Origin of the sequence: Paenibacillus massiliensis 2301065 = DSM 16942, from assembly GCF_000377505.1 — a bacterium.
GTDB classification, from domain to species: domain Bacteria; phylum Bacillota; class Bacilli; order Paenibacillales; family Paenibacillaceae; genus Paenibacillus; species Paenibacillus massiliensis.
The window spans coordinates 161,847-180,640 of the sequence record NZ_KB898191.1; the positions used below are offsets into that span (position 1 = coordinate 161,847).

The 18,794-nt window shown below is 46.9% G+C and carries 20 protein-coding genes and 1 other RNA gene; 9 read left to right on the forward strand and 12 right to left on the reverse strand.

The genetic code is table 11. From position 1 onward, the window contains the following. Positions 1-58: 58 nt before the first annotated feature. Positions 59-538, forward strand: a complete 480-nt coding sequence (locus D328_RS0115345) for a MerR family transcriptional regulator (RefSeq protein WP_033413083.1) — start codon at positions 59-61, stop codon at positions 536-538. Between the two features lie 40 nt (positions 539-578). Next, a complete protein-coding gene (locus D328_RS0115350; protein WP_018885907.1) occupies positions 579-1,259 on the forward strand; it encodes a zinc metallopeptidase in 681 nt (226 codons plus the stop codon). A 120-nt stretch (positions 1,260-1,379) separates the two neighbouring features. Here D328_RS0115350 and D328_RS0115355 read toward each other — a convergent pair whose 3' ends face one another. Then, positions 1,380-2,300 carry a LysR family transcriptional regulator gene (locus D328_RS0115355; RefSeq protein ID WP_018885908.1) on the reverse strand — a complete coding sequence of 307 codons (921 nt, stop codon included), beginning with the start codon at positions 2,298-2,300 and terminating at the stop codon, positions 1,380-1,382. A gap of 61 nt (positions 2,301-2,361) precedes the next feature. Further along, the gene (locus tag D328_RS0115360) at positions 2,362-2,991 is read right to left on the reverse strand and encodes a rhomboid family intramembrane serine protease (RefSeq protein ID WP_025681440.1); all 630 of its coding nucleotides are present in this window, start codon (positions 2,989-2,991) and stop codon (positions 2,362-2,364) included. Between the two features lie 363 nt (positions 2,992-3,354). Between D328_RS0115360 and tpx the strand changes: the two genes are divergently transcribed. Next, the gene (gene tpx / locus D328_RS0115365; protein ID WP_018885910.1) at positions 3,355-3,873 is read left to right on the forward strand and encodes a thiol peroxidase; all 519 of its coding nucleotides are present in this window, start codon (positions 3,355-3,357) and stop codon (positions 3,871-3,873) included. Positions 3,874-4,072: 199 nt separating this feature from the next. On the opposite strand, the gene D328_RS0115370 is transcribed toward tpx, so the two are convergent. From D328_RS0115370 to D328_RS0115390, 6 genes are all read right to left on the reverse strand, one after another. Next, complete coding sequence (locus D328_RS0115370) at positions 4,073-4,465, reverse strand: DUF1499 domain-containing protein (protein ID WP_025681441.1); 393 nt, start codon at positions 4,463-4,465, stop codon at positions 4,073-4,075. A gap of 183 nt (positions 4,466-4,648) precedes the next feature. Then, a non-coding RNA gene (gene ssrS / locus D328_RS30700) (6S RNA) lies at positions 4,649-4,841 on the reverse strand. 85 nt (positions 4,842-4,926) lie between these two features. Then, a complete protein-coding gene (locus tag D328_RS0115375; protein WP_018885912.1) occupies positions 4,927-5,949 on the reverse strand; it encodes an NADH:flavin oxidoreductase/NADH oxidase in 1,023 nt (340 codons plus the stop codon). Positions 5,950-6,179: 230 nt separating this feature from the next. Further along, positions 6,180-6,602 carry a MarR family winged helix-turn-helix transcriptional regulator gene (locus tag D328_RS0115380; protein WP_018885913.1) on the reverse strand — a complete coding sequence of 141 codons (423 nt, stop codon included), beginning with the start codon at positions 6,600-6,602 and terminating at the stop codon, positions 6,180-6,182. Positions 6,603-6,866: 264 nt separating this feature from the next. Further along, positions 6,867-7,625, reverse strand: a complete 759-nt coding sequence (locus D328_RS0115385; RefSeq protein WP_018885914.1) for a YesL family protein — start codon at positions 7,623-7,625, stop codon at positions 6,867-6,869. Positions 7,626-7,843: 218 nt separating this feature from the next. Further along, positions 7,844-9,436 carry a DEAD/DEAH box helicase gene (locus tag D328_RS0115390; RefSeq protein ID WP_018885915.1) on the reverse strand — a complete coding sequence of 531 codons (1,593 nt, stop codon included), beginning with the start codon at positions 9,434-9,436 and terminating at the stop codon, positions 7,844-7,846. Positions 9,437-9,787: 351 nt separating this feature from the next. On the opposite strand from D328_RS0115390, the gene D328_RS0115395 reads away from it, so the two are divergent. The 4 genes from D328_RS0115395 (at position 9,788) to D328_RS0115415 (ending at position 13,924) form a co-directional block, all read left to right on the forward strand. After that, positions 9,788-10,600, forward strand: coding sequence for a YitT family protein (locus D328_RS0115395; RefSeq protein ID WP_154659133.1), 813 nt, complete (start codon positions 9,788-9,790; stop codon positions 10,598-10,600). A 125-nt stretch (positions 10,601-10,725) separates the two neighbouring features. Next, positions 10,726-10,959 carry a hypothetical protein gene (locus D328_RS0115400; protein ID WP_018885917.1) on the forward strand — a complete coding sequence of 78 codons (234 nt, stop codon included), beginning with the start codon at positions 10,726-10,728 and terminating at the stop codon, positions 10,957-10,959. Positions 10,960-11,255: 296 nt separating this feature from the next. Then, positions 11,256-12,395, forward strand: coding sequence for a putative glycoside hydrolase (locus D328_RS0115410; RefSeq protein ID WP_407667798.1), 1,140 nt, complete (start codon positions 11,256-11,258; stop codon positions 12,393-12,395). A 155-nt stretch (positions 12,396-12,550) separates the two neighbouring features. Continuing rightward, the gene (locus D328_RS0115415) at positions 12,551-13,924 is read left to right on the forward strand and encodes an MATE family efflux transporter (RefSeq protein ID WP_018885919.1); all 1,374 of its coding nucleotides are present in this window, start codon (positions 12,551-12,553) and stop codon (positions 13,922-13,924) included. A 178-nt stretch (positions 13,925-14,102) separates the two neighbouring features. On the opposite strand, the gene pfkA is transcribed toward D328_RS0115415, so the two are convergent. The 4 genes from pfkA to D328_RS0115435 form a co-directional block, all read right to left on the reverse strand. Next, positions 14,103-15,074 (reverse strand): 6-phosphofructokinase, encoded by a 972-nt coding sequence (gene pfkA, locus D328_RS0115420; protein ID WP_018885920.1) that lies wholly within the window; start codon positions 15,072-15,074, stop codon positions 14,103-14,105. Between the two features lie 22 nt (positions 15,075-15,096). Continuing rightward, on the reverse strand, positions 15,097-16,125 hold the full coding sequence (locus tag D328_RS0115425; RefSeq protein WP_407667799.1) for a tetraprenyl-beta-curcumene synthase family protein: 1,029 nt from the start codon (positions 16,123-16,125) through the stop codon (positions 15,097-15,099). Between the two features lie 182 nt (positions 16,126-16,307). Continuing rightward, positions 16,308-17,699, reverse strand: a complete 1,392-nt coding sequence (locus D328_RS0115430; RefSeq protein ID WP_018885922.1) for an MATE family efflux transporter — start codon at positions 17,697-17,699, stop codon at positions 16,308-16,310. A gap of 131 nt (positions 17,700-17,830) precedes the next feature. After that, entirely contained in the window at positions 17,831-18,028 is a 198-nt protein-coding gene (locus D328_RS0115435) for a cold shock domain-containing protein (protein ID WP_018885923.1), read from the reverse strand. A 157-nt stretch (positions 18,029-18,185) separates the two neighbouring features. On the opposite strand from D328_RS0115435, the gene D328_RS0115440 reads away from it, so the two are divergent. Both D328_RS0115440 and D328_RS0115445 read left to right on the forward strand, forming a co-directional pair. Then, positions 18,186-18,419 (forward strand): hypothetical protein, encoded by a 234-nt coding sequence (locus D328_RS0115440; RefSeq protein WP_018885924.1) that lies wholly within the window; start codon positions 18,186-18,188, stop codon positions 18,417-18,419. 6 nt (positions 18,420-18,425) lie between these two features. Next, positions 18,426-18,614, forward strand: a complete 189-nt coding sequence (locus D328_RS0115445; protein ID WP_018885925.1) for a hypothetical protein — start codon at positions 18,426-18,428, stop codon at positions 18,612-18,614. Positions 18,615-18,794 lie beyond the last annotated feature (180 nt).

Here is an 18,794-nt window from a genome sequence, read left to right on the forward strand (position 1 = left end):
TGACGTTTGACTGTACGGTTGTGGATCATGTATCATTAATAGCAGCAGAAGGCCAGCTATTCGGCCTTTAGATTCATCAGAACCGCGAGGTGAGACACATGGGGATAAGAAGCTATACCGAATTGGCGAACTAGCCAAAATTGCCTCTGTAAGTGAACGGACCATCGACTACTATACTAAGCTCGGTCTGATTACTCCCGAAGAGCGTTCATTGAAGAATTACAGACTGTACAATGATGAAACCCTCGTCAGACTGGAACGTATTAATCAGATGAAGCAAGACAAATATAGTCTTGAAGAGATTAAGCAGACGCTCCATAAATGGAACGAAGCTTGCGGGGAAGAAGAGGTCACTGATAAGCTGACGAGCCTGCAAATGCACATGCAGCGGCTGGAACGCGAGGTACACGAGCTACAGCCTTTGTTGAAGGAGCTGAAGCCTGTTCAGGCCCGCAAGGTGCTTACAGGACTCCTGCCTCAGAGCGCAGCCTGTATTGAGGCCCTGAAGTATCTCTTGGAGCGAAGTACCATGATGTGAGCGCATTTACACTCATCATTTATCAAGGAGGACTGTATAGATGTATTTTGATGGGATGTTTATCCTGATTATTATTGCTTTTCTGTTCTCTTTATGGGCCCAGTTTCGGGTTAAAGGCACCTTTAACAAATGGGCTACAACCGCTAATCAGGCAGGCTTGACCGGCTACGAGGTCGCACGTAATATGCTGGACAGCAACGGCCTTCATGATGTTCCGATCGAGCCCGTACGCGGCAAGCTGACGGATCACTACGATCCTATTAATCGTGTGGTTCGCCTATCCGAGCCGGTATATTACGAACGTTCCATCTCGGCCATTTCCGTTGCCTGCCACGAGGTAGGTCACGCTATCCAGCATAAAGTACACTATCCGATGCTGGTGCTCCGTCACCGCATTTTCCCGATCGTGAACTTTGCATCTGGCCTTGCACCGTTCTTGCTAATGGGTGGATTGATCTTCCAAGCCTTCAATCTCATCGGTCTTGGAATCCTCTTCTTTAGTGTTACAGTAGCGTTTCAACTGATCACGTTGCCTGTCGAGTTCAATGCATCCAATCGTGCGCGTGAGATTATGGTATCCGAAGGATATATCCGTAACGATGAAGAACGTGGTGTTGCCAAAGTCCTTAACGCAGCCGCTCTTACGTATGTTGCCGCTGCACTGATCTCCCTGCTGGAGCTGATCAGGTACGTCATGATTTTCTTGAACAATCGGGAATAGTAACAAGTGCACAATTGAGTATTCTGAGTGTCTAGAACATGTAGAGCATCCAAGGCATTCAGAATTACTAGATTATTCAATGGTTCTTAGTGACACATCATGACAAAAAGCCCCGACCGGTTAATCGGTCGGGGTTTTCGTTTTGTCGCAATGTAGGATTCCGAAATAGCTAAGCAAGAAAGTTCTGAAGGATTGGGCCACAAGCGGGAGCTTATCAGTCGTTCGATAAATAAGCCCTATGCTGCGAGTTACCTTGGGTTCCGTAATGCGCACCTTGGCAGGCTGCAGTGGATTCGTCTGGAACAATGCCATCTCTGGCAGCAGGCTCACGCCCATTCCTGCCGCTACCAGACCACGGATGGTGTCCGTCTCCTCCCCTTCAAAAGCAATCTCCGGAGTAAAGCCTGCCTCCAGGCATGCCTCCCAGACAATGGGCCTTAGTGAGTAACCATTTCCGAACAGGATGAATTTCTCATGCTTCAACTCACTCAGCTGTATGCTTTCTTTGCTTGCCAGAGGATGATTCGGAGGCAGAATTGCGTGTAGCTCCTCTGTCAGCAATATATCACCAGCCAGTTGATCATGACTACCCGGGAACGGCGAGACGAAGGCCAGATCCACCTCCCCTGACAATACGTCACGAATAAGTGAAGGATACATCCCTTGCTTGAATCTGAATTTTACATTCGGATAACGATTGCGAAAGGAAGCCACGACCGAAGGAATCAGGTGAATTCCCAAGCTATGCGGAAAGCCGATCCGAATCTCCCCCTGCTCCGGGTCCAAAAATTCATGTGCCTCCAGTACCGCCCTCTCCAAATCCTTCAGGATCGTCTCTACACGTTTGCAGAATAACTGCCCTACAGGGGTAAGCTGGAGATTACGCCCTTTTTGCATGAACAAATTCACGCCGAGCTCCTGCTCCAGTTGATGAATCTGACGGCTGACCGCTGACTGTGCGACATGAAGTTCCTCCGCAGCCTGGGTAACGTGCTCTTTTTGTGCTACCTTGACAAAGTATTGAAGTTGTCTTAATTCCACCGGATTATTCGCTCCAATCTGTAATTGCGCAATTCCTACGAATCATACTATGATAGCCCTGTCATGACTTATTTCGCCGCGGCAGCTTCAGTAGCCGAATGATAAGTCCATAGATAAAGAAACCGCCCAGCAAGCCACCCAGATGCCCCATCCAGCTCACTTCCGTGCGGGTGAAGGATAAGATAACCCCCATCACTAGCAGCACATACAGCGTCTTACGAGAGGCCTCGTCAATAATCTGCCGCTGCAGTAAGGAAATATACAAGAAGGCTCCGTAAATACCATAAATTGCCCCTGATGCCCCCACCGAAAGGGTAGGCTGAGAGATGGAATTATAGTAAGCCGTGGATAGCACATTGCCCACAATCCCACTCAGTAAATATAGCAAGAGATATCGAGCAGGACCCAGCCAGCGCTCAAGCGGCGGTGCAAAGATCAGGATGGCAAAGCAGTTGAAGAACAAATGATCGAACCCCGAATGTAGAAACATCGAGGTAACGTTACGCCACAGCTCCTCACTGTAAGGTGGCATATTAAGTAACGCACCGAACCTCAGCAGGACTCTATAATCCTGGGGGCCACCGTTCCAAAATACAATCAGATGCATGATCACATTGGCCAGCAAGATCAAACAGGTGACTGGATAGTAGCGAAGATAACTTCTCCAATTTTCATTGCGTAGAAATATCAAGTGACCACTTCTTTCCATAGATTAAAATCTACAATCATGTATACGCAACATTTTACAATTCCGATTCAATTCCCACTTACCCGATTTCAATCAATTAAAGAGACATATTACATATTCATACATTCATTCCATTTCTATATTTCCATATATTGTGGGCAAAAAGCAACTACGTCAGCTTAAAGTCACATAGAAGCATAATACGCCCTTATAATAGGATTATAATAGATTTGAGTAGGAATCACCAATCATTCCATGGTGTTGGCCATTGCTATGCCTACCCATGATTAGACATCCTTACTGTAATTCGATATAATAGGTTGTACACAATTTAATCAAACCAATATTAATAAGGAGGAGTTACACATGACACAAGAACGTAGCGGTGCAGCTCATTTTAAAGGCAATCCAATTACTTTGATCGGACCCGAGTTAAAGATTGGGGACGCTGCTCCTGATTTCAAGATACATAAGAGCCTTGGTGAAGAGGTGTCTCTCGCCGATTACAAGGGCAAAATCAAGCTGATCAGTGTAGTCCCTTCACTCGATACTGGTGTATGTGATGCACAGACCCGCAGATTCAACGTAGAAGCTGGAGGCCTTGGTGATGAGGTTATCGTGCTGACAGTCAGCGTCGATCTTCCTTTTGCCCAAGCTCGCTGGTGCGGTTCTGCCGGAGTTGACCGTGTAGTGACGTTGTCTGACTACAAGGAGCATTCCTTCGGTAAGGCGTATGGTGTCTTGATTAAGGAATTCCATCTGGATATGCGTTCTATCTTTGTTATCGATGCAGATGACAAGATCGCTTACGTAGAATATCTGACGGAAATGACAGATCATCCTGATTATGAGAAGGCTATTGGAGCCGTCAAAGCATTGCTATAGTTGAATGCTGTAGCAGCTTGCCACCATTCAGGCACAGCATCCATCCAGTAAGTCTATCCTATTATTAGACTACTGTTTGTAGATTATCTTAACATTAAGCTGTCTCAAAATTAGGAAAAGGACCTCAATCACCCACCAGTGGCGGGCCATTGAGGTCCTTGTTATTGAACCTGATCCAAGCACGACATCCGGACGAATACTACTGATCGATCCGGTATGCAGCGAGCTTCTTCTCAAGAACGCCGAACAGATGCAGAATAATTCGATAGTTCCCCCCCAGATCGCCTAATGATCCGCGAGAGGCTGAGTAGATGTCCACTGCACTCTTGACAGGAGACACCGATACGATGGATACGGTGATATCAATTTGTCTTCCGAATGGCGTACGCTTCTCAAGGGTAATCTCACCTACCGAAGCTACCTCATGAAGCACCTTGTATCCCGGAATTTTCTTCAACGTCGAGGAGATTTCCTCCCAGGCCTTGTCCCTTGGCAGATTGTAATACCGTGTCTTCAGCAAAGGGTCCTTAACCCGATCACCAGTGCTTTCGTGACTGCGAATGATCCCCACAAGAGTCCTTTTTAACGACAACACACTTCCTCCTTCACAATCACCCCGTCACCCGTTAGCTGCGTCTTTTTGCAAACGCTTAAATGTTGTATAGTGACTGTTGTATGAATAGGTGACTGATATATTCCTAGTTCATAGTGTATCATTGTTGCATACAAAAAACACCCCTGTTTGTCAAACAAACAGAGGCGTTATGCATTACTTATGTAACCCGCCGATGCCGTCCGACCATAGTGTCTTCTGAACCTGCTTCAGCAGGTGGGTGATCGCAGATCACGCATTTGAAGTCCCCATGTCAGAATTGACAGGGCATGTCAGCCGCTGATCGTATAAATCTCCCTAGACAATGTCATTGGTTCAAAACAACGAATGACCGTGACGTACACAGCAGGATGTTAAACTTATTATAGGCTTTTATACTGCAAAAGTAAAGAATGTCGAGTAATGTTTATTCACCTTTACATTTTGACGGATGGGACGTATCAGAATCCCCTGAGATATTGTTTTGGAATTTCTGTTTCTTTCCCCAAAGCTACCGCAGCTTCAAGAGCCCAATGTGGATTTCTTAGCATGCCTCTTCCCACAGCGACCAATTCTGCATCCTCGTTGCCAATCACGGCGTTCGCCAGAATCGGATCATCCAATCTTCCTACAGCAATTGTCGGAACATTCAGCGCACGGCTGATGGCGCGGGCCAATGGCACCTGGTATGCTGCGTGAGTACCTGGTCTTCCAGATGCAGAGATCGGCCCTTCGCCTCCAGCCGAAACATCGAATATGTCTACGCCTGCTTGCTGATACTCCTGGGCAAAAGCCGTGCTCTCTTCTAACCCGTATCCGCCATCAACGTATTCCTGGGCAGAAATCCGCATACTCAGCGGCATATCCTCTGGCATTTCAGCCTTAACGGCTTGAATGACCTCGCGGCCAAAACGGGTGAGGTCCTGGCCATACTCATCCTCTCGTCTATTCGTAAGTGGAGAATGAAATTGGTGAATCAGGTATCCATGTGCGCCATGAATCTGAATCGTATCGAATCCTGCCTGTACAGCACGCGCTGCCGCAGCCCTGAATTTCTCTACCATGCCTTTGACCTCTGAGGTAGTAAGCTCGCGAGGTTGAGTAGATTTCTCGTCGAACGCGATGGCAGAAGGAGCGACTGGCACCTTAGCATCCTCAGCCTTGCGTCCCGCATGAGCTATTTGAATACCGACCTTGGCGCCATAGCTGTGGCAGGCATCCACAATTCTTTTCAGAGCGGGAATCTGCTCATCAGACCACAATCCCAAATCATAGTCCGTAATACGACCGTCCGGCTCTACATCTGTCATCTCAATGATGATTAGGCCTGTTCCACCGATGGCTCGACTAACATAATGCAGATAGTGCCAGTCTGTCGCAATGCCGTCCTTTTGCTCTACAGAATACTGACACATAGGCGGCATTACAATGCGATTCTTGAGCTTCAGTGCCTTAAAGCTATATGGGGTAAACAAATCTTTCACGGAAAAAGCTCCTCTCCATCTATAATAATTCTATTTATAAATTAATGCATGTGCATGCATATAATATTAGCACTTTGAGTACATTTGTCAATACTCATAGGATGCAATCTACCTTGGTTACGTATACAGGAAATGTAGGTAATGTTGTGTCGCATCCAAGAACGGCAAAGACAGGCCCTTCTGCCAACAGATGAAGCGCCCTACCTTGCCTCCAAGCTGTATCTCACCGATTACAGTCTTTGTATAAGTGATTGCAACTCGGACTTCACGTTGTTCTTGCCTAGTTCGGCTGACAACACCTCGTGAAATACCTTTGTTGCTCCCTCCAGCTTCTTCTCCCCAATCTCGGTGATCTGAGTATAGATCCCCCTCCGGTCATCCTCACAAACAGATCGCTGCAAAGCCCTGCAATTGTCAGCTTCCATTCTCGCTACGAGCCTCGACACAGCACTTTGGCTCAAATCCACCATCTCCTGAACGTGCTGCAATCTCATTTTTTTATCTTCAGAGCCAGAAATGAAATAAAGAACATAGAATTCCTTAAGCGATAACCCATAATGATGCTGAAGGGCATGTTCCAATTTATCATTAATATTGGAGTGGATATAGGACAAGGATGACCAAACATCCAGTAGCTTGTTGCTGTTTTCCATTTCAAGCTCACCCAATCTATAGTGAAGTAATAACATCTGTCAGGAATACCTTAACCTATTCTATCAAGCTTACCCTAAGTGGTCAAAAAAGCAAGCGCAACAGCAGCCCACACATGACCAGAGAAATGAACTCGATTGCACCTAGAATCGTAATTTCCAATCCACAGAAATTTAAAAAGACTCCACGAAGGGAGCCTGCTTAATAGTTATATTGTGATCCAGCACAAAGTATTAACTAAGTGTCACTTAATTATAAACAATTCATTACTTCTCCTCGGGTTCCGACTCGATCTTCTCTTGTCCTTCCTTATCCTGCTGCAGCTTCTCCGCTTGACTCTGCATCTTCATGAAGGTGCCATAGAAGTTGAAGAAGGCTAACCAGGCCATAAGACACGGAATGAAGAATACATAGAGTACTGGGTAATGAATACCGATATAAATAAGGACTGCACAGCCAATCAGTGTAGAGAACACACGAAATGGTCTAATTAACGTCAGCAAAATGCAATTCTTCAGAATCTGTCCAATCGTCATGTGATAGTGGGCAACCATCGAGAAGAAGTTGAACAAGGATACAAAGAGAATAATGAGCAGAATCAGCATGATAATGCCCAGCAGCTGCAGATTCTTGAGCTGAGTCATATATATAGTGTAGTCCACATACATGATGACGATCAGCATCGTATAGAAGAGACCACCAACCAGACTCTGCTTATAATTATCTTTGTAGCCTCTAAAAAATGTCTTGAAGACGGGAACATCGCTGTCTCCCATAACCCATTTTCTCACTACCGTGAACATTGCTGCAGTGGCTGGGAATAAAGTAAGCGGTGCCACAATTGCCATGGCATAATTCATGACGAGGGAGTTGTCCGCCCATTGATTGCTCATCGCAATCAGCTTTAGTATAACGAAGAAAATAAAAGGCGACGAACAAAGCGCCCACAATAAATTTGTAGCAGCAAAACGCGTTATCCACTCTGTCAGGCGGTAAATACCACCCATGGCTCCTCTGAATTCCAAATTGTCTCCCCCTTGTCTCGTGATGCTCTTGCGTTTATTTTATATCCGCTTCAAGCCTAAACCTTCTCCCTCATCATAACCTACTATGACCCTTTTACGCCAGTTCATCGTTATAATCTTCACAATCGAGGCACGAAAGAAAATTAACTGACAGGATAACAACAGCCGAAGTGATTGGCTCACTTCGGCTGTTGAATCCCTACTTATGCAGGTGGCTATTATTCAAAAGAAGAATCTTCACGTCTTGGGGCACGGCGCGTGTCAGAGCTGCTGCTCGGACGCGGTCTGCGGTCCCCGCGGTTATCACGGTTGTAGCTTCCGCCACTACCGCCGCTGCTGTTACGATTATCGCGATTGTAGCCACCACGGTTACCACCATTGCCGCCGCTACCACCACTACGTCCATCACGGCTGTTATATCCGCCACGTCCGCTACCGAAGTTGGACGGCTTGCGACCGCCAGAACGAACATCGAACTTGCGACGCTTCGCACGAATTGGATCTTCTGGAGTCAGCTCAATATTTGCGTCTCTCTTCTCGCCTGTAAGCAACTTGATCGCTGCGGAGAGCAATTGTACAGAATCATATTGCTCCAGCATTTGGATCGCCAGACCTTTGTATTCATTCAGTTCGCCTGCTTCTACTACTTCCAGCAGACGCTCTGCTGTGATGCGCTGTTTGCCCTCGATCGCTTCAGCCAAAGTAGGCAGTGGCTTACGTGGAATACGGTGTCTTGTTACACGCTCAATGAAGTGCAGATGGTCAATCTCACGTGGTGTTACGAAGGACCAAGCTGCTCCTTCTTTACCAGCACGGCCTGTACGACCAATACGGTGCACATAGCTCTCAGGATCTTGTGGCAGGTCAAAGTTCACAACGTGTGTCACGCCGGATACGTCGAGACCACGTGCCGCTACGTCTGTAGCTACCAGTACATCAATGCTGCCGTCACGGAATTTACGCATTACGGTATCACGTTGATTTTGGGAAAGATCACCATGAAGTCCGTCCGCAGAATATCCACGCTTTTGGAGAGCTTCAGCCAATTCGTCAACACGACGCTTCGTACGTCCGAATACGATAGCCAGTTCAGGTGATTCCATATCCAGAAGTCGGCTCAGCGCTTCGAATTTTTGACGCTCAGGAACTTCGATGTAAGCTTGATCAATCAATGGAGCACTTACTTGCTTAGGAATTACAGAGACATGCTCTGGATTTTTAAGGAACTGCTGTGCCAGCTTTTGAATGTTAGGAGGCATGGTAGCTGAGAAAAGCATCGTCTGACGGTCTTCTGGTACTTGCTTAAGAATGGATTGGATGTCTTCCATGAAACCCATGTCCAGCATTTCATCCGCTTCATCCAATACAACGGTGTTCACGTCATCCAGCTTGATAGTCTTGCGGTTAATGTGATCGAGAAGACGGCCTGGGGTACCGATAATGATCTGAGGCTTTCTTTTCAAAGCGCGGATTTGGCGAACAATGTCCTGTCCACCGTAGATCGGCAATGTGCGCAATCCCTTGAAGCGGGACAATTTCTCAATTTCTTCTGCTACCTGAATAGCAAGCTCGCGTGTCGGAGCCATGATCAGAGCACGGATCTTCTCGTCCGTCTTGGAAATTTTGCTGATCAGCGGAATGCCGAAGGCAGCAGTCTTTCCTGTACCTGTCTGTGCTTGGCCAATCATGTCGCTTCCAGACAATGCGATTGGAATAGATTTGGACTGAATCGGGGTAGCCTCTTCAAATCCCAGCTCAGTAATCGCCTGGATTACCTTCGGTTCTAGATTAAACTCTGCAAATGTTGTCAAATGTATTCAAACTCCTTCGTTTATCGCGGATATGGTGGACAATCCACGGTCTTGTCTGTATTCTTAAGTAGCGTAATATTGTATAGTTTCCCCACAATCAGCGTCAGATATCAAGATGTTCATCCTCCGGATGGTTACCAACAGTTGCTAGCCAGGGATGGGATGACTTGATCGGATGAATCAAAAACTACGCTTGAAAAGCTCAAGTAACCATTTTAAATTTGAGATGTTAAAGTTAAACCCGCTTCTACTCAAGAATATCCACGCAGTATTATAGCACACAACAAATGAAAAACACCAGCAAGCAAGCTTTCGCAAATTTCATAATGAGGTGAAAATCAGTTGGTAAGGATGTTTTGGAATAGTTTAACTGTTATTTTAGGAGCTGCTGCCATTGCAAGTGGCTTTAATTTATTTTTAATCCCCCATCAATTATTAAGTGGCGGCGTATCCGGCGTATCCATGCTGATTGGATATTTCTCCAAATTCGATATCAGTATCATGTACTTTGTCCTGAACATTCCAATTCTCATAGCCGGGTGGTTCGTGCTCGGCAAGCGATTCATTGGACAAAGCATGCTGTCCGTTGTGGCTACGACCTGGCTGCTTACGCTTATTCCACAAAAATCACTGGTAACCGAAACACTCCTGGCCTCAGTTGTCGGTGGCGTGCTGGTAGGTATTGGTGTAGGGATCTCCTTCAGAGCGGGTGGCTCCTCTGGCGGGTTCGATATTCTCGGCTCCATTGTGACACGTTATCGTGATTTCCCAGTGGGAACTGTCCTCGTTGCAATGAATGGTCTCGTCATTCTCGCAGCAGGCTATCTCAATGCAGACTGGAACATAGCCCTAATGTCGATGATTTCCATCTACGTCACGGGCAAGGTCGTGGATGTTATCCACGTGAGCCATACCAAGATTACGCTGTTCATCATTACAGAGCGTACAGAGGAAGTCCTCGCACGCTTGCTGCTGCTTCCACGAGGGGTCAGCAAGATCAAGATTGAAGGTGCCTTCTCCCATAAGGAAAAAGATATGCTGATGACAGTAACAACCCGCTATGAATTGGCAGAACTGAAGAGCATTATTAAGGAAAGTGATCCAGCCGCTTTCGTCAATATTGTGGAGACCGTTGGGGTAATGGGCGCATTTAACAGAAGATAATTCATATGTCCGCTGCACGGGTAATTTATTTTGTGGTACACTAAGGGTGCGCGCTCCTCCCGAAGACCAGCTTTACCTGCTTTTTCACAGTGTCTTGGCTTTTCCGATTCGCCTGAATGATTCATATGAATGATTCCGAGCCAGAACAGGAAAGGGTGATTTTTGTGGAAATGGAAACGGTAAAACTGTCCGACATCGTGTTGAAATGGTTTCCTGAAATGCTGCCGTTTTTGAAACAGAATGAGCTCAACTCCAGAATTGTGCTAAGAGACGGTATTGGAATTCTGGAAGCCGAAGATGCGCTTGAAATTATTCAGTACAGTATTTGTGAGCATCAGAACCCCAGCTTTCTGCATTAATGGCCTCTGATGCCCAATATGCCGCTACCAGCCAGGATCAGCTCTTGGACGGTAGCGGCATTATTTATGTCCATCATGTTTGCAGCTTCCGCTGCTCGGTTAATAGACCTTTTACGATCTGTTGATGTGATTCTCGCACTGGACTAGTTAGCTGCAGTGGTTACAAACATGTTGATTTTGAACCGGGCGGCTTTAGTATAATACAGTTCAGAGATCAGGCCTCAGGTCACAGACCGCACAAAGGGAGAGACAAGTATATGAATATCTTTTTGGCCATTTTAGCCCTTGCAATGAGCATGGGCAGTACGGACAGCAGTGGAAGCACGGATACTTCATTGAAATCCACCTTACAGACTACGATGAACAGGGCTGTCATTCAAAGTCAAGGCACGGATGCTCCTGTGGATGCATCCAATCCACCAGCCAAAGTAGATCCGCAGCCAGGAACCCCGCCAATTAAGGGCATCTACGTAACAGCATACAGCGCCGGAGGCGAACGTATGGCGAAGCTCCTGAACCTGCTGGATTCTACAGAGCTGAATGCCATGGTTATTGATATTAAGGATGACGCTGGCTACATAACTTATCCGACTACCAATCCCAAGCTGACAGCCATGGGTAAACCCCAGCCCTTCATTAAGGATATGCCCAAGCTGATGGAACGCTTGAAGAAACATGATGTCTACCCGATTGCCCGGGTCGTGGTGTTCAAGGATACGATCCTCGCCAAGAAGAATCCCGAGCTGTCCTTCCTTAACCCGGACGGGTCCATTTGGAAGAACGGCGGTGGGGACAGCTTCGTGAATCCGTATAATAAGGAAGTTTGGGATTACAATATCGAGATCGCCAAGGAAGCTGCCAAGCTTGGTTTCAAAGAAATTCAGTTTGACTACGTACGCTTCCCTGAAGGCTTCGAGAAGCGGGCAGACAAGCTCAAGTATACCAAGGTCGAGGATCAGTCCCGTGTAGATGCTGTAGCTGAATTCGTGCAGTATGCCCGGCAGCAGCTTGCACCCATGGGCGTCAGAGTCTCCGTAGATATCTTTGGATATGCAGCAGCAGTTCCCGCGGCTGAGGGCATAGGACAGGATTTCACCAAAATATCCGAGAATGTTGATGTCATCTCCCCTATGGTATATCCAAGCCATTACTCCACAGGCTGGTACGGAGCTAAGGACCCAGACAAGAAGCCATATCAAGTAATTAAGGGTTCCATGGAGGACACGCACAAGAAGCTTGATCCTACTGGTGATCTGAAGCCGATCATACGTCCCTGGATTCAAGATTTTACAGCTAGCTGGCTTGGATCAGGACACTATACCAAGTACGGGAAACAGGAAGTCGAAGAACAGATTCGTGCCATGAAAGACATGAATGTTGATGAATATTTATTGTGGAACGCATCCAATCGTTATACAGAAGGCGTCAATTATTGATCTGCAATTATCCCGAAATATTTTGATTTCATACATGCTCTACACAAGAAAGCTCCCTTGCGGGGCTTTTTTGTCGGGCTTATGCTGACACTACATTCAAATCCAAGCAATCACAAACACTACATAAAGTAAATTATTGAAAAAGAGGTTCGCACATGGAACGTACGTACACTACAATGCAAAAATGGAAGCAGTTCCTTTACATTTTAACTCCTATTCTAGTCACCCAAATCTCACTCTCGCTCATGACCTTCTTTGACACCAATATGTCTGGACGCTTCTCTCCTGCTGATCTTGCAGGTGTCGCTGTTGGTGTCAGTCTCTGGAATCCTGTTCAGACAGGACTAAGTGGAATTCTTCTTGCTGTAACTCCGGTCGTCGCCCAGTTAATCGGCAAGCAGCGAAAGGATCGAGTGTCCTTCTATGTCATTCAGGCGTTGTGGCTTTCCATCATAATCGCCATCGCTGTATTACTGCTGGGTCTCCTTGGACTCGAGCCCATCATTCAAGCCATGAACCTGGAGGAACGCGTTGCTTATGTAGCTATCTATTACTTAGTCACGCTCGCCTTCGGGATCGTGCCTTTCTTCGGGTATACGGTTCTACGCAGCTTCATGGATGCTCTGGGACAGACACGCATAACGATGATGATCACGCTAGCTTCCCTCCCGATCAACATTGTACTGAACTACCTTCTGATCTACGGTAAGCTCGGGTTCCCGGAGCTAGGCGGGATCGGCGCGGGAGTAGCAACAGCCTTCACCTATTGGATCTGCTTCCTGCTGTCCTTTATTCTCGTACATCGTCATCGTAGCTTCGCGGAATACGGTATTTTTCGGAGCTGGCAGGGCTTCTCGTTCTCTGCATGGAAGGAGCTCCTGTCCATCGGAATGCCTATGGGCTTTGCCATATTCTTTGAGACCGCCGTATTCGCGGCTGTTACGCTCTTAATGAGTAACTTTAGCACGACTACCATTGCAGCCCATCAGGCAGCACTGAACTTCGCTTCCACCTTGTACATGGTTCCCCTGAGCATATGTATGGCATTGACTATCCTTGTCGGCTTCGAGGCCGGGGCTGGACGAATTCAGGATGCGAAGAGCTATGGAAGGATTGGTATTGGCTCAGCTACCGCCTTCTCAATTGCTTCAGCTGTAATCCTTCTCTTGTGGAGTGAACAGGTTGCCGGACTATATTCCAGAGATGCGGAGGTTATCGCACTTATACAGCATTTTCTGGTATACGCAATCTTCTTCCAGCTCTCGGATGCCATCGCTACCCCAACTCAGGGAGCTTTGCGTGGATTTAAGGATGTGAAGCCAGCCTTCTTCCTTACCTTCCTTTCCTTCTGGGTCATTGGTCTTCCATCTGGATATCTATTCGCCACCTTCACCAGCCTTGGTGCATTCGGTTACTGGCTGGGCTTGATTACCGGGCTTGCTGTTGGTGCAGTCACTTTGCTCCTTCGTCTTATGCTCGTTCAGCGCAGATTCGAACGTATGGACATGGTAGCCAATCAGACGGATTGAATATCAGGCAGGTTCAATATCATTCGTCGACAAAAAAAGCTCCCCTCGCAGCAGCTGATCCTAAGTTGATCTGTTGACTGCAAAGGGAGCTTTTCATTTATAGAGCGTTTATTACGGGCGAGATATCGAAGGTGCTCCTAGGGTATCTTACTGAACAAGCCAAGCATTATTTCTGAAATTACTGGGACAGACGCAATGCCAGCTCGTACATGTCCATGTTAAATTCCTTCTTCGTATTAACAACCTTATCAATATCTGTCGCAACCAGTTCGCCCTTGATAATTCCACAAGCCTTGTCCGATTGTCCTTCGATCAACTGACGCACCGCGAAATCTCCAAGGCGGCTAGCAAGGTTGCGGTCAAAGGCAGTTGGCGTACCGCCACGTTGAATGTGACCCAGTACCGTAACACGTGGCTCGTAGGATGGACAGCGTTTCATAATCTCGGCAGCTACATCTTCACCCTTGCCTACGCCTTCAGCTACGACGATAATACTGTGACGCTTGCCGTGTGCAAAGTTCTGTCTCATACGCTCGGCTACATCATTCATGTCGAATTCCACCTCAGGAACGAGAATGGTCTCCGCACCGGAAGCAAGACCTGCATGAAGGGCAATATCCCCGCAATGACGACCCATAACCTCTACAATGGAGGAACGCTCGTGGGAGGACATCGTGTCACGGAGTTTGTTCACGGCATCCACAACGATGCTTACCGCTGTATCAAAGCCAATCGTGTAATCTGTGAAGGAAATATCGTTATCAATTGTGCCCGGAAGCCCCATCGTATTGATGCCTTGTTGGCTGAGCTTGTTCGCTCCTTGATAAGATCCGTCACCACCGATGACTACCAATCCGTCGATACCGTGATCACGCAGGATCTGAGCACCCTTTTGCTGGCCCTCAAGTGTTCTGAACTCCAAGCATCTTGCTGATTGCAGGATAGTTCCGCCGCGCTGGATAATGTCCCCTACACTACGCAAATCCATAGGAAAAATATCATTGTTTAACAGGCCGTGGTAGCCTCTCTGAATTCCGTACACCTCAAGACCGAAATACAAACCGCTGCGAACGACTGCACGAACAGCTGCGTTCATCCCCTGTGAGTCTCCACCACTTGTCAATACTGCGATTTTCTTAACTGCTGTCATGATTATTTCCTCCTAATAATTCTCATAAATGCCTTTTTCTTATCCAACGACTATTCACCAGAAAAAAGATGCGCATCAGCGGGCTTTTTTTCATCAGCCTCTGTGACGCAAGGCGTACATCCTGCTGTTCGCTCACTTTCGGGTCAGATAAATATAATGCCAGCAATCCCTCGATGATCATCCGGTGAAAGGAGCTTGCAGGGACGGTTGCTACATCCGCCCGCGCACGATTCACAATATATGTAATCCGGTCAAGCATCGTTTCTGTATCTTCATAATAGTTGCAGAAGTTCAGATCTCCGCCAATCCGGTCTTCATTCTGATCAATTAGATAATCCAGCAATATATGCAGACCGCAGACGTGGGGAAAGTACGAATCATGTATTGAGGCAGCGACCCGCCCAGTCAAGCTCATATCACTTGCAGCCAGGAATAGCATAAATACTCCCAAGGTAGACCCTGTGGCAGCTGCAAATTCATTCCAAGCTAGCTCTGGTGTACGATGCTTATGCTCCTCCCACCATGTCAGGAGTGCCTCCTCCCTGAGTTCAGGGCGAATGTGCTTGTATACCTGCAAATCCGTGTATAGCTTGGCCAAATCCTGAACATACGGCTTCGCAGCATCATATGCGGGCAACTTCCGGATGCAGGCTTGGCAAGTCTGTACCAGACTGCGCAAATATCCACCGTCTTCCTGCTCTTCACGCAGGGCATAATAATTCACAGGAGTAGCTGCAGGATCTACAGCATCCAGCATGGATTGATGAAGCAGCCTGAAATCTGCCGGGTCCATAGAAGTGCTTCGGTCACACAAGTTATCCAGATAATCACTAATCGTCTGATACGCTACAATTAAGGATATCAGCGTCCTGTGCTCAGACAGATTTGCTGCCGCATAAGCAGCCCCTCCATAGCAATGGAACGCTTTACCGGAAATACTGTCCAGCGCCTGTCTTCTCAATTCAAGATCCGGTATTTGGCTAGCTGACTGACGCCAATGCTCCAGCGCGCGCTTCGTCTCCGGCAGAATATATCTGTACATCCGGTTCATGAGACCAAGCGGCCCGCGTGGTGCTTGAATTTGTCTTAGCTCAATATCACTCAAATCACGGCCTCCACATTGTTGTCTACGTAAATTATACCTATCCAAACCATTCTTATTATAATATGAGCGACCTATTTGCACAAATAAACTATCTCACTTTTTTCAAGACTTTTGTCCTGCTTTCATTTCTATTCAGCAGTTTTCTGCAGCATTCCACCCGTGTTCTTCCAGCTTCCAAAACGATAATAGATGATAATAGCCGCTAGTGAAATGATGAAAGCAACCGGAAAGCTCCACCAGACGGCATCCAATCCATAATCGTCAATGAACCAATAAGCCAGCGGTATACGGATGCCCCATAACGAGACGGCTGTAATCAATAACGGAATCATGACTGCTCCAGTGGCCCGCACAACGCCAGTATATACATTCATCATACCGAACAGAACAAAGCTCCACAGTGTAATGGCATTAATTCGTATGCCGAGGTCTACGGCCTCGCCTGTGGATGGAAGAAACATCAACAGTGCTTGTCTGTTGAAAATGTAGATTAACGCTACCAGACCACCTGTCATCAGCAGATTAAATAAAATACCAATCCACGCCATCCGGCGTACTCGATCCCACTTGCCTGCACCGATATTCTGGGCTGCGAACGAGGATACTGCCGCTCCTAGAGCCAGCGCTGGCATCTGCACATAGCTAGACAGGTTATTAGCAGCAGTATAGGCCGCTGCCGCCTCCACACCAAAGCCATTGACCAGATTCATGAGAGCGATCGCGCTTGAAGTCACCACGATCATCTGCAGCCCCATGGGAACCCCTTTGCGTATAAGCACCCAAATAATGCTGAAGTCTGGCTTCAACAGATAGAGCTCGGAGCCCGTAATACGCAGGAAGTACTTCTTTTTATACAAATAGATGACAATACATACCAGACTTACACATTGAGCAATGACCATCGCAAGTGCCGAACCCGCAATGTGCATGGCTGGGATGGGACCCAATCCAAAGATCAGTAACGGATTCAAGGCAATATCCAACGCTACGCTTAGCAGTAAAAAATAAAATGGCGTCTTGGAATCTCCCGAGCCGCGAAGTACAGTCATGATGTAGTTGTAGCCGAACATGAAGGGAATACCGATAAATACAATTCGTGTGTAGATGATTGCCATTTCTAGCGATTCAGCAGGAGTATTCAAAGCAACCAGTATAGTGGGAGAGAGAAGAAGACCAGCAAGCCCCACAATGAAAGACAAGCCGAAGAAGAAAACGGTGCTCGTACCTACGATTCGCTTCGCTCCTGCAGCATCCTGAGCTCCAACGCTTTGACCAATCAGAATCGTTGCAGCCATGGTGACACCAAAAATAGAGCTGAGGAGGAAAAACATAATCAGATTCCCGTTTGAGGCGGCTGTCAGGGCTGCTTCTCCGAGAAATTTACCCACCCAGATGGAATTAATTGTGCCGTTGAGAGATTGAAGCACATTTCCGAGGAGCATGGGAAGTGAAAAAAAGAAAAGTGTTTTGGCGATAGGCCCTTCTGTTAGTACGGGGCTACCTTTAGCTTCTAGGGACAAGGCGACCAGCTCCTTTGCAGGTAGGTTGTATTTTTCGCAAAAAAAGCACAGCTCCCAATTGGGAAACTGCGCTTTCATACACATATTCAGCCAAATCCTTTTATAAGAGATCCGTATACACGGAAGTATTCTTACAATTTGGTTACGTTAGCTGCTTGAGGACCACGGTTACCTTCAGTGATTTCGAACTCAACTTCTTGACCTTCTTCCAAAGTCTTGAAGCCATCTCCTTGGATTGCGGAGAAGTGTACGAATACGTCTTCGCCACCTTCAGTGGAAATGAAGCCGTAGCCTTTTTCTGCGTTGAACCATTTAACTGTACCTTTCAAGTGAACAACCTCCTAAAAATATCGCCATCTATGGCGAATATCCATATTATACTCCATGAATTTCAACAATGCAATTAGTCTTTTAGTGTTCAATTCATTTGTTTTTCGTTACAGTCTGCGGTATTATGAACCAAAACAGCATATGGAGAAATTGCCAATGATGAAAAAACATGAAATATACAAAAAAGACAAGTGGAATATGATGACAGTGGAAGTACAGGGTCGTTACATTGTGCTCCGGGAAATCTCGGACGATTGGGGCGAGGAAGCCCATACCTTCATGAGTCGGCCTGCGATGATGCAGTGGGCTAAGCAACGATTTGACAAGGAAACCTATGAGGGTAATGAGGAAGAATGGGAGCGTATTATGAACGCTTTCAAGCAGGTATAAGGCTTCATGGATACTAGCAGCTCGGTTATTTTTATAATACTGGCATTCACTCTGGGGATTGTGTTGATTCTTAAGCGCGACAGCCTACCTGCTCCTCTGAAGAAATGGATGGCACTTGCCTCTGTCATCATGATTGCCTTTGCCTTTTTCCTTATTGTATACGGTTTGATGTACGGGGGTTACAGCCTAGGCTGAAAAGTTTATATATTTGTTCAGGAGGCGGACCATACTAGGACAGATTAAGTCTTAGGTCAAGGAGGCCGTCCCTGAATGAATGCTCCCAAAGCTCTGATTGCACTACTGGCGGCAAGCCTGCTCACATCCTCTGTATCTGTTGATGCGGCGGATCTGTCATCTTTTAATTTGGTAAGGAGG

What these genes read in the sequence shown, in the direction of transcription:
- D328_RS0115395 (WP_154659133.1), top strand. Translation starts at nt 9,788, where the DNA reads ATGTTTTGGAATAGTTTAACTGTTATTTTAGGAGCTGCTGCCATTGCA.
- D328_RS0115380 (WP_018885913.1), bottom strand. Translation starts at nt 6,602, where the DNA reads ATGGAAAACAGCAACAAGCTACTGGATGTTTGGTCATCCTTGTCCTAT.
- D328_RS0115445 (WP_018885925.1), top strand. Translation starts at nt 18,426, where the DNA reads ATGGATACTAGCAGCTCGGTTATTTTTATAATACTGGCATTCACTCTG.
- D328_RS0115350 (WP_018885907.1), top strand. Translation starts at nt 579, where the DNA reads ATGTATTTTGATGGGATGTTTATCCTGATTATTATTGCTTTTCTGTTC.
- D328_RS0115440 (WP_018885924.1), top strand. Translation starts at nt 18,186, where the DNA reads ATGATGAAAAAACATGAAATATACAAAAAAGACAAGTGGAATATGATG.
- D328_RS0115425 (WP_407667799.1), bottom strand. Translation starts at nt 16,125, where the DNA reads ATGAACCGGATGTACAGATATATTCTGCCGGAGACGAAGCGCGCGCTG.
- D328_RS0115410 (WP_407667798.1), top strand. Translation starts at nt 11,256, where the DNA reads ATGGGCAGTACGGACAGCAGTGGAAGCACGGATACTTCATTGAAATCC.
- pfkA (WP_018885920.1), bottom strand. Translation starts at nt 15,074, where the DNA reads ATGACAGCAGTTAAGAAAATCGCAGTATTGACAAGTGGTGGAGACTCA.
- D328_RS0115400 (WP_018885917.1), top strand. Translation starts at nt 10,726, where the DNA reads ATGAATGATTCCGAGCCAGAACAGGAAAGGGTGATTTTTGTGGAAATG.
- tpx (WP_018885910.1), top strand. Translation starts at nt 3,355, where the DNA reads ATGACACAAGAACGTAGCGGTGCAGCTCATTTTAAAGGCAATCCAATT.
- D328_RS0115415 (WP_018885919.1), top strand. Translation starts at nt 12,551, where the DNA reads ATGGAACGTACGTACACTACAATGCAAAAATGGAAGCAGTTCCTTTAC.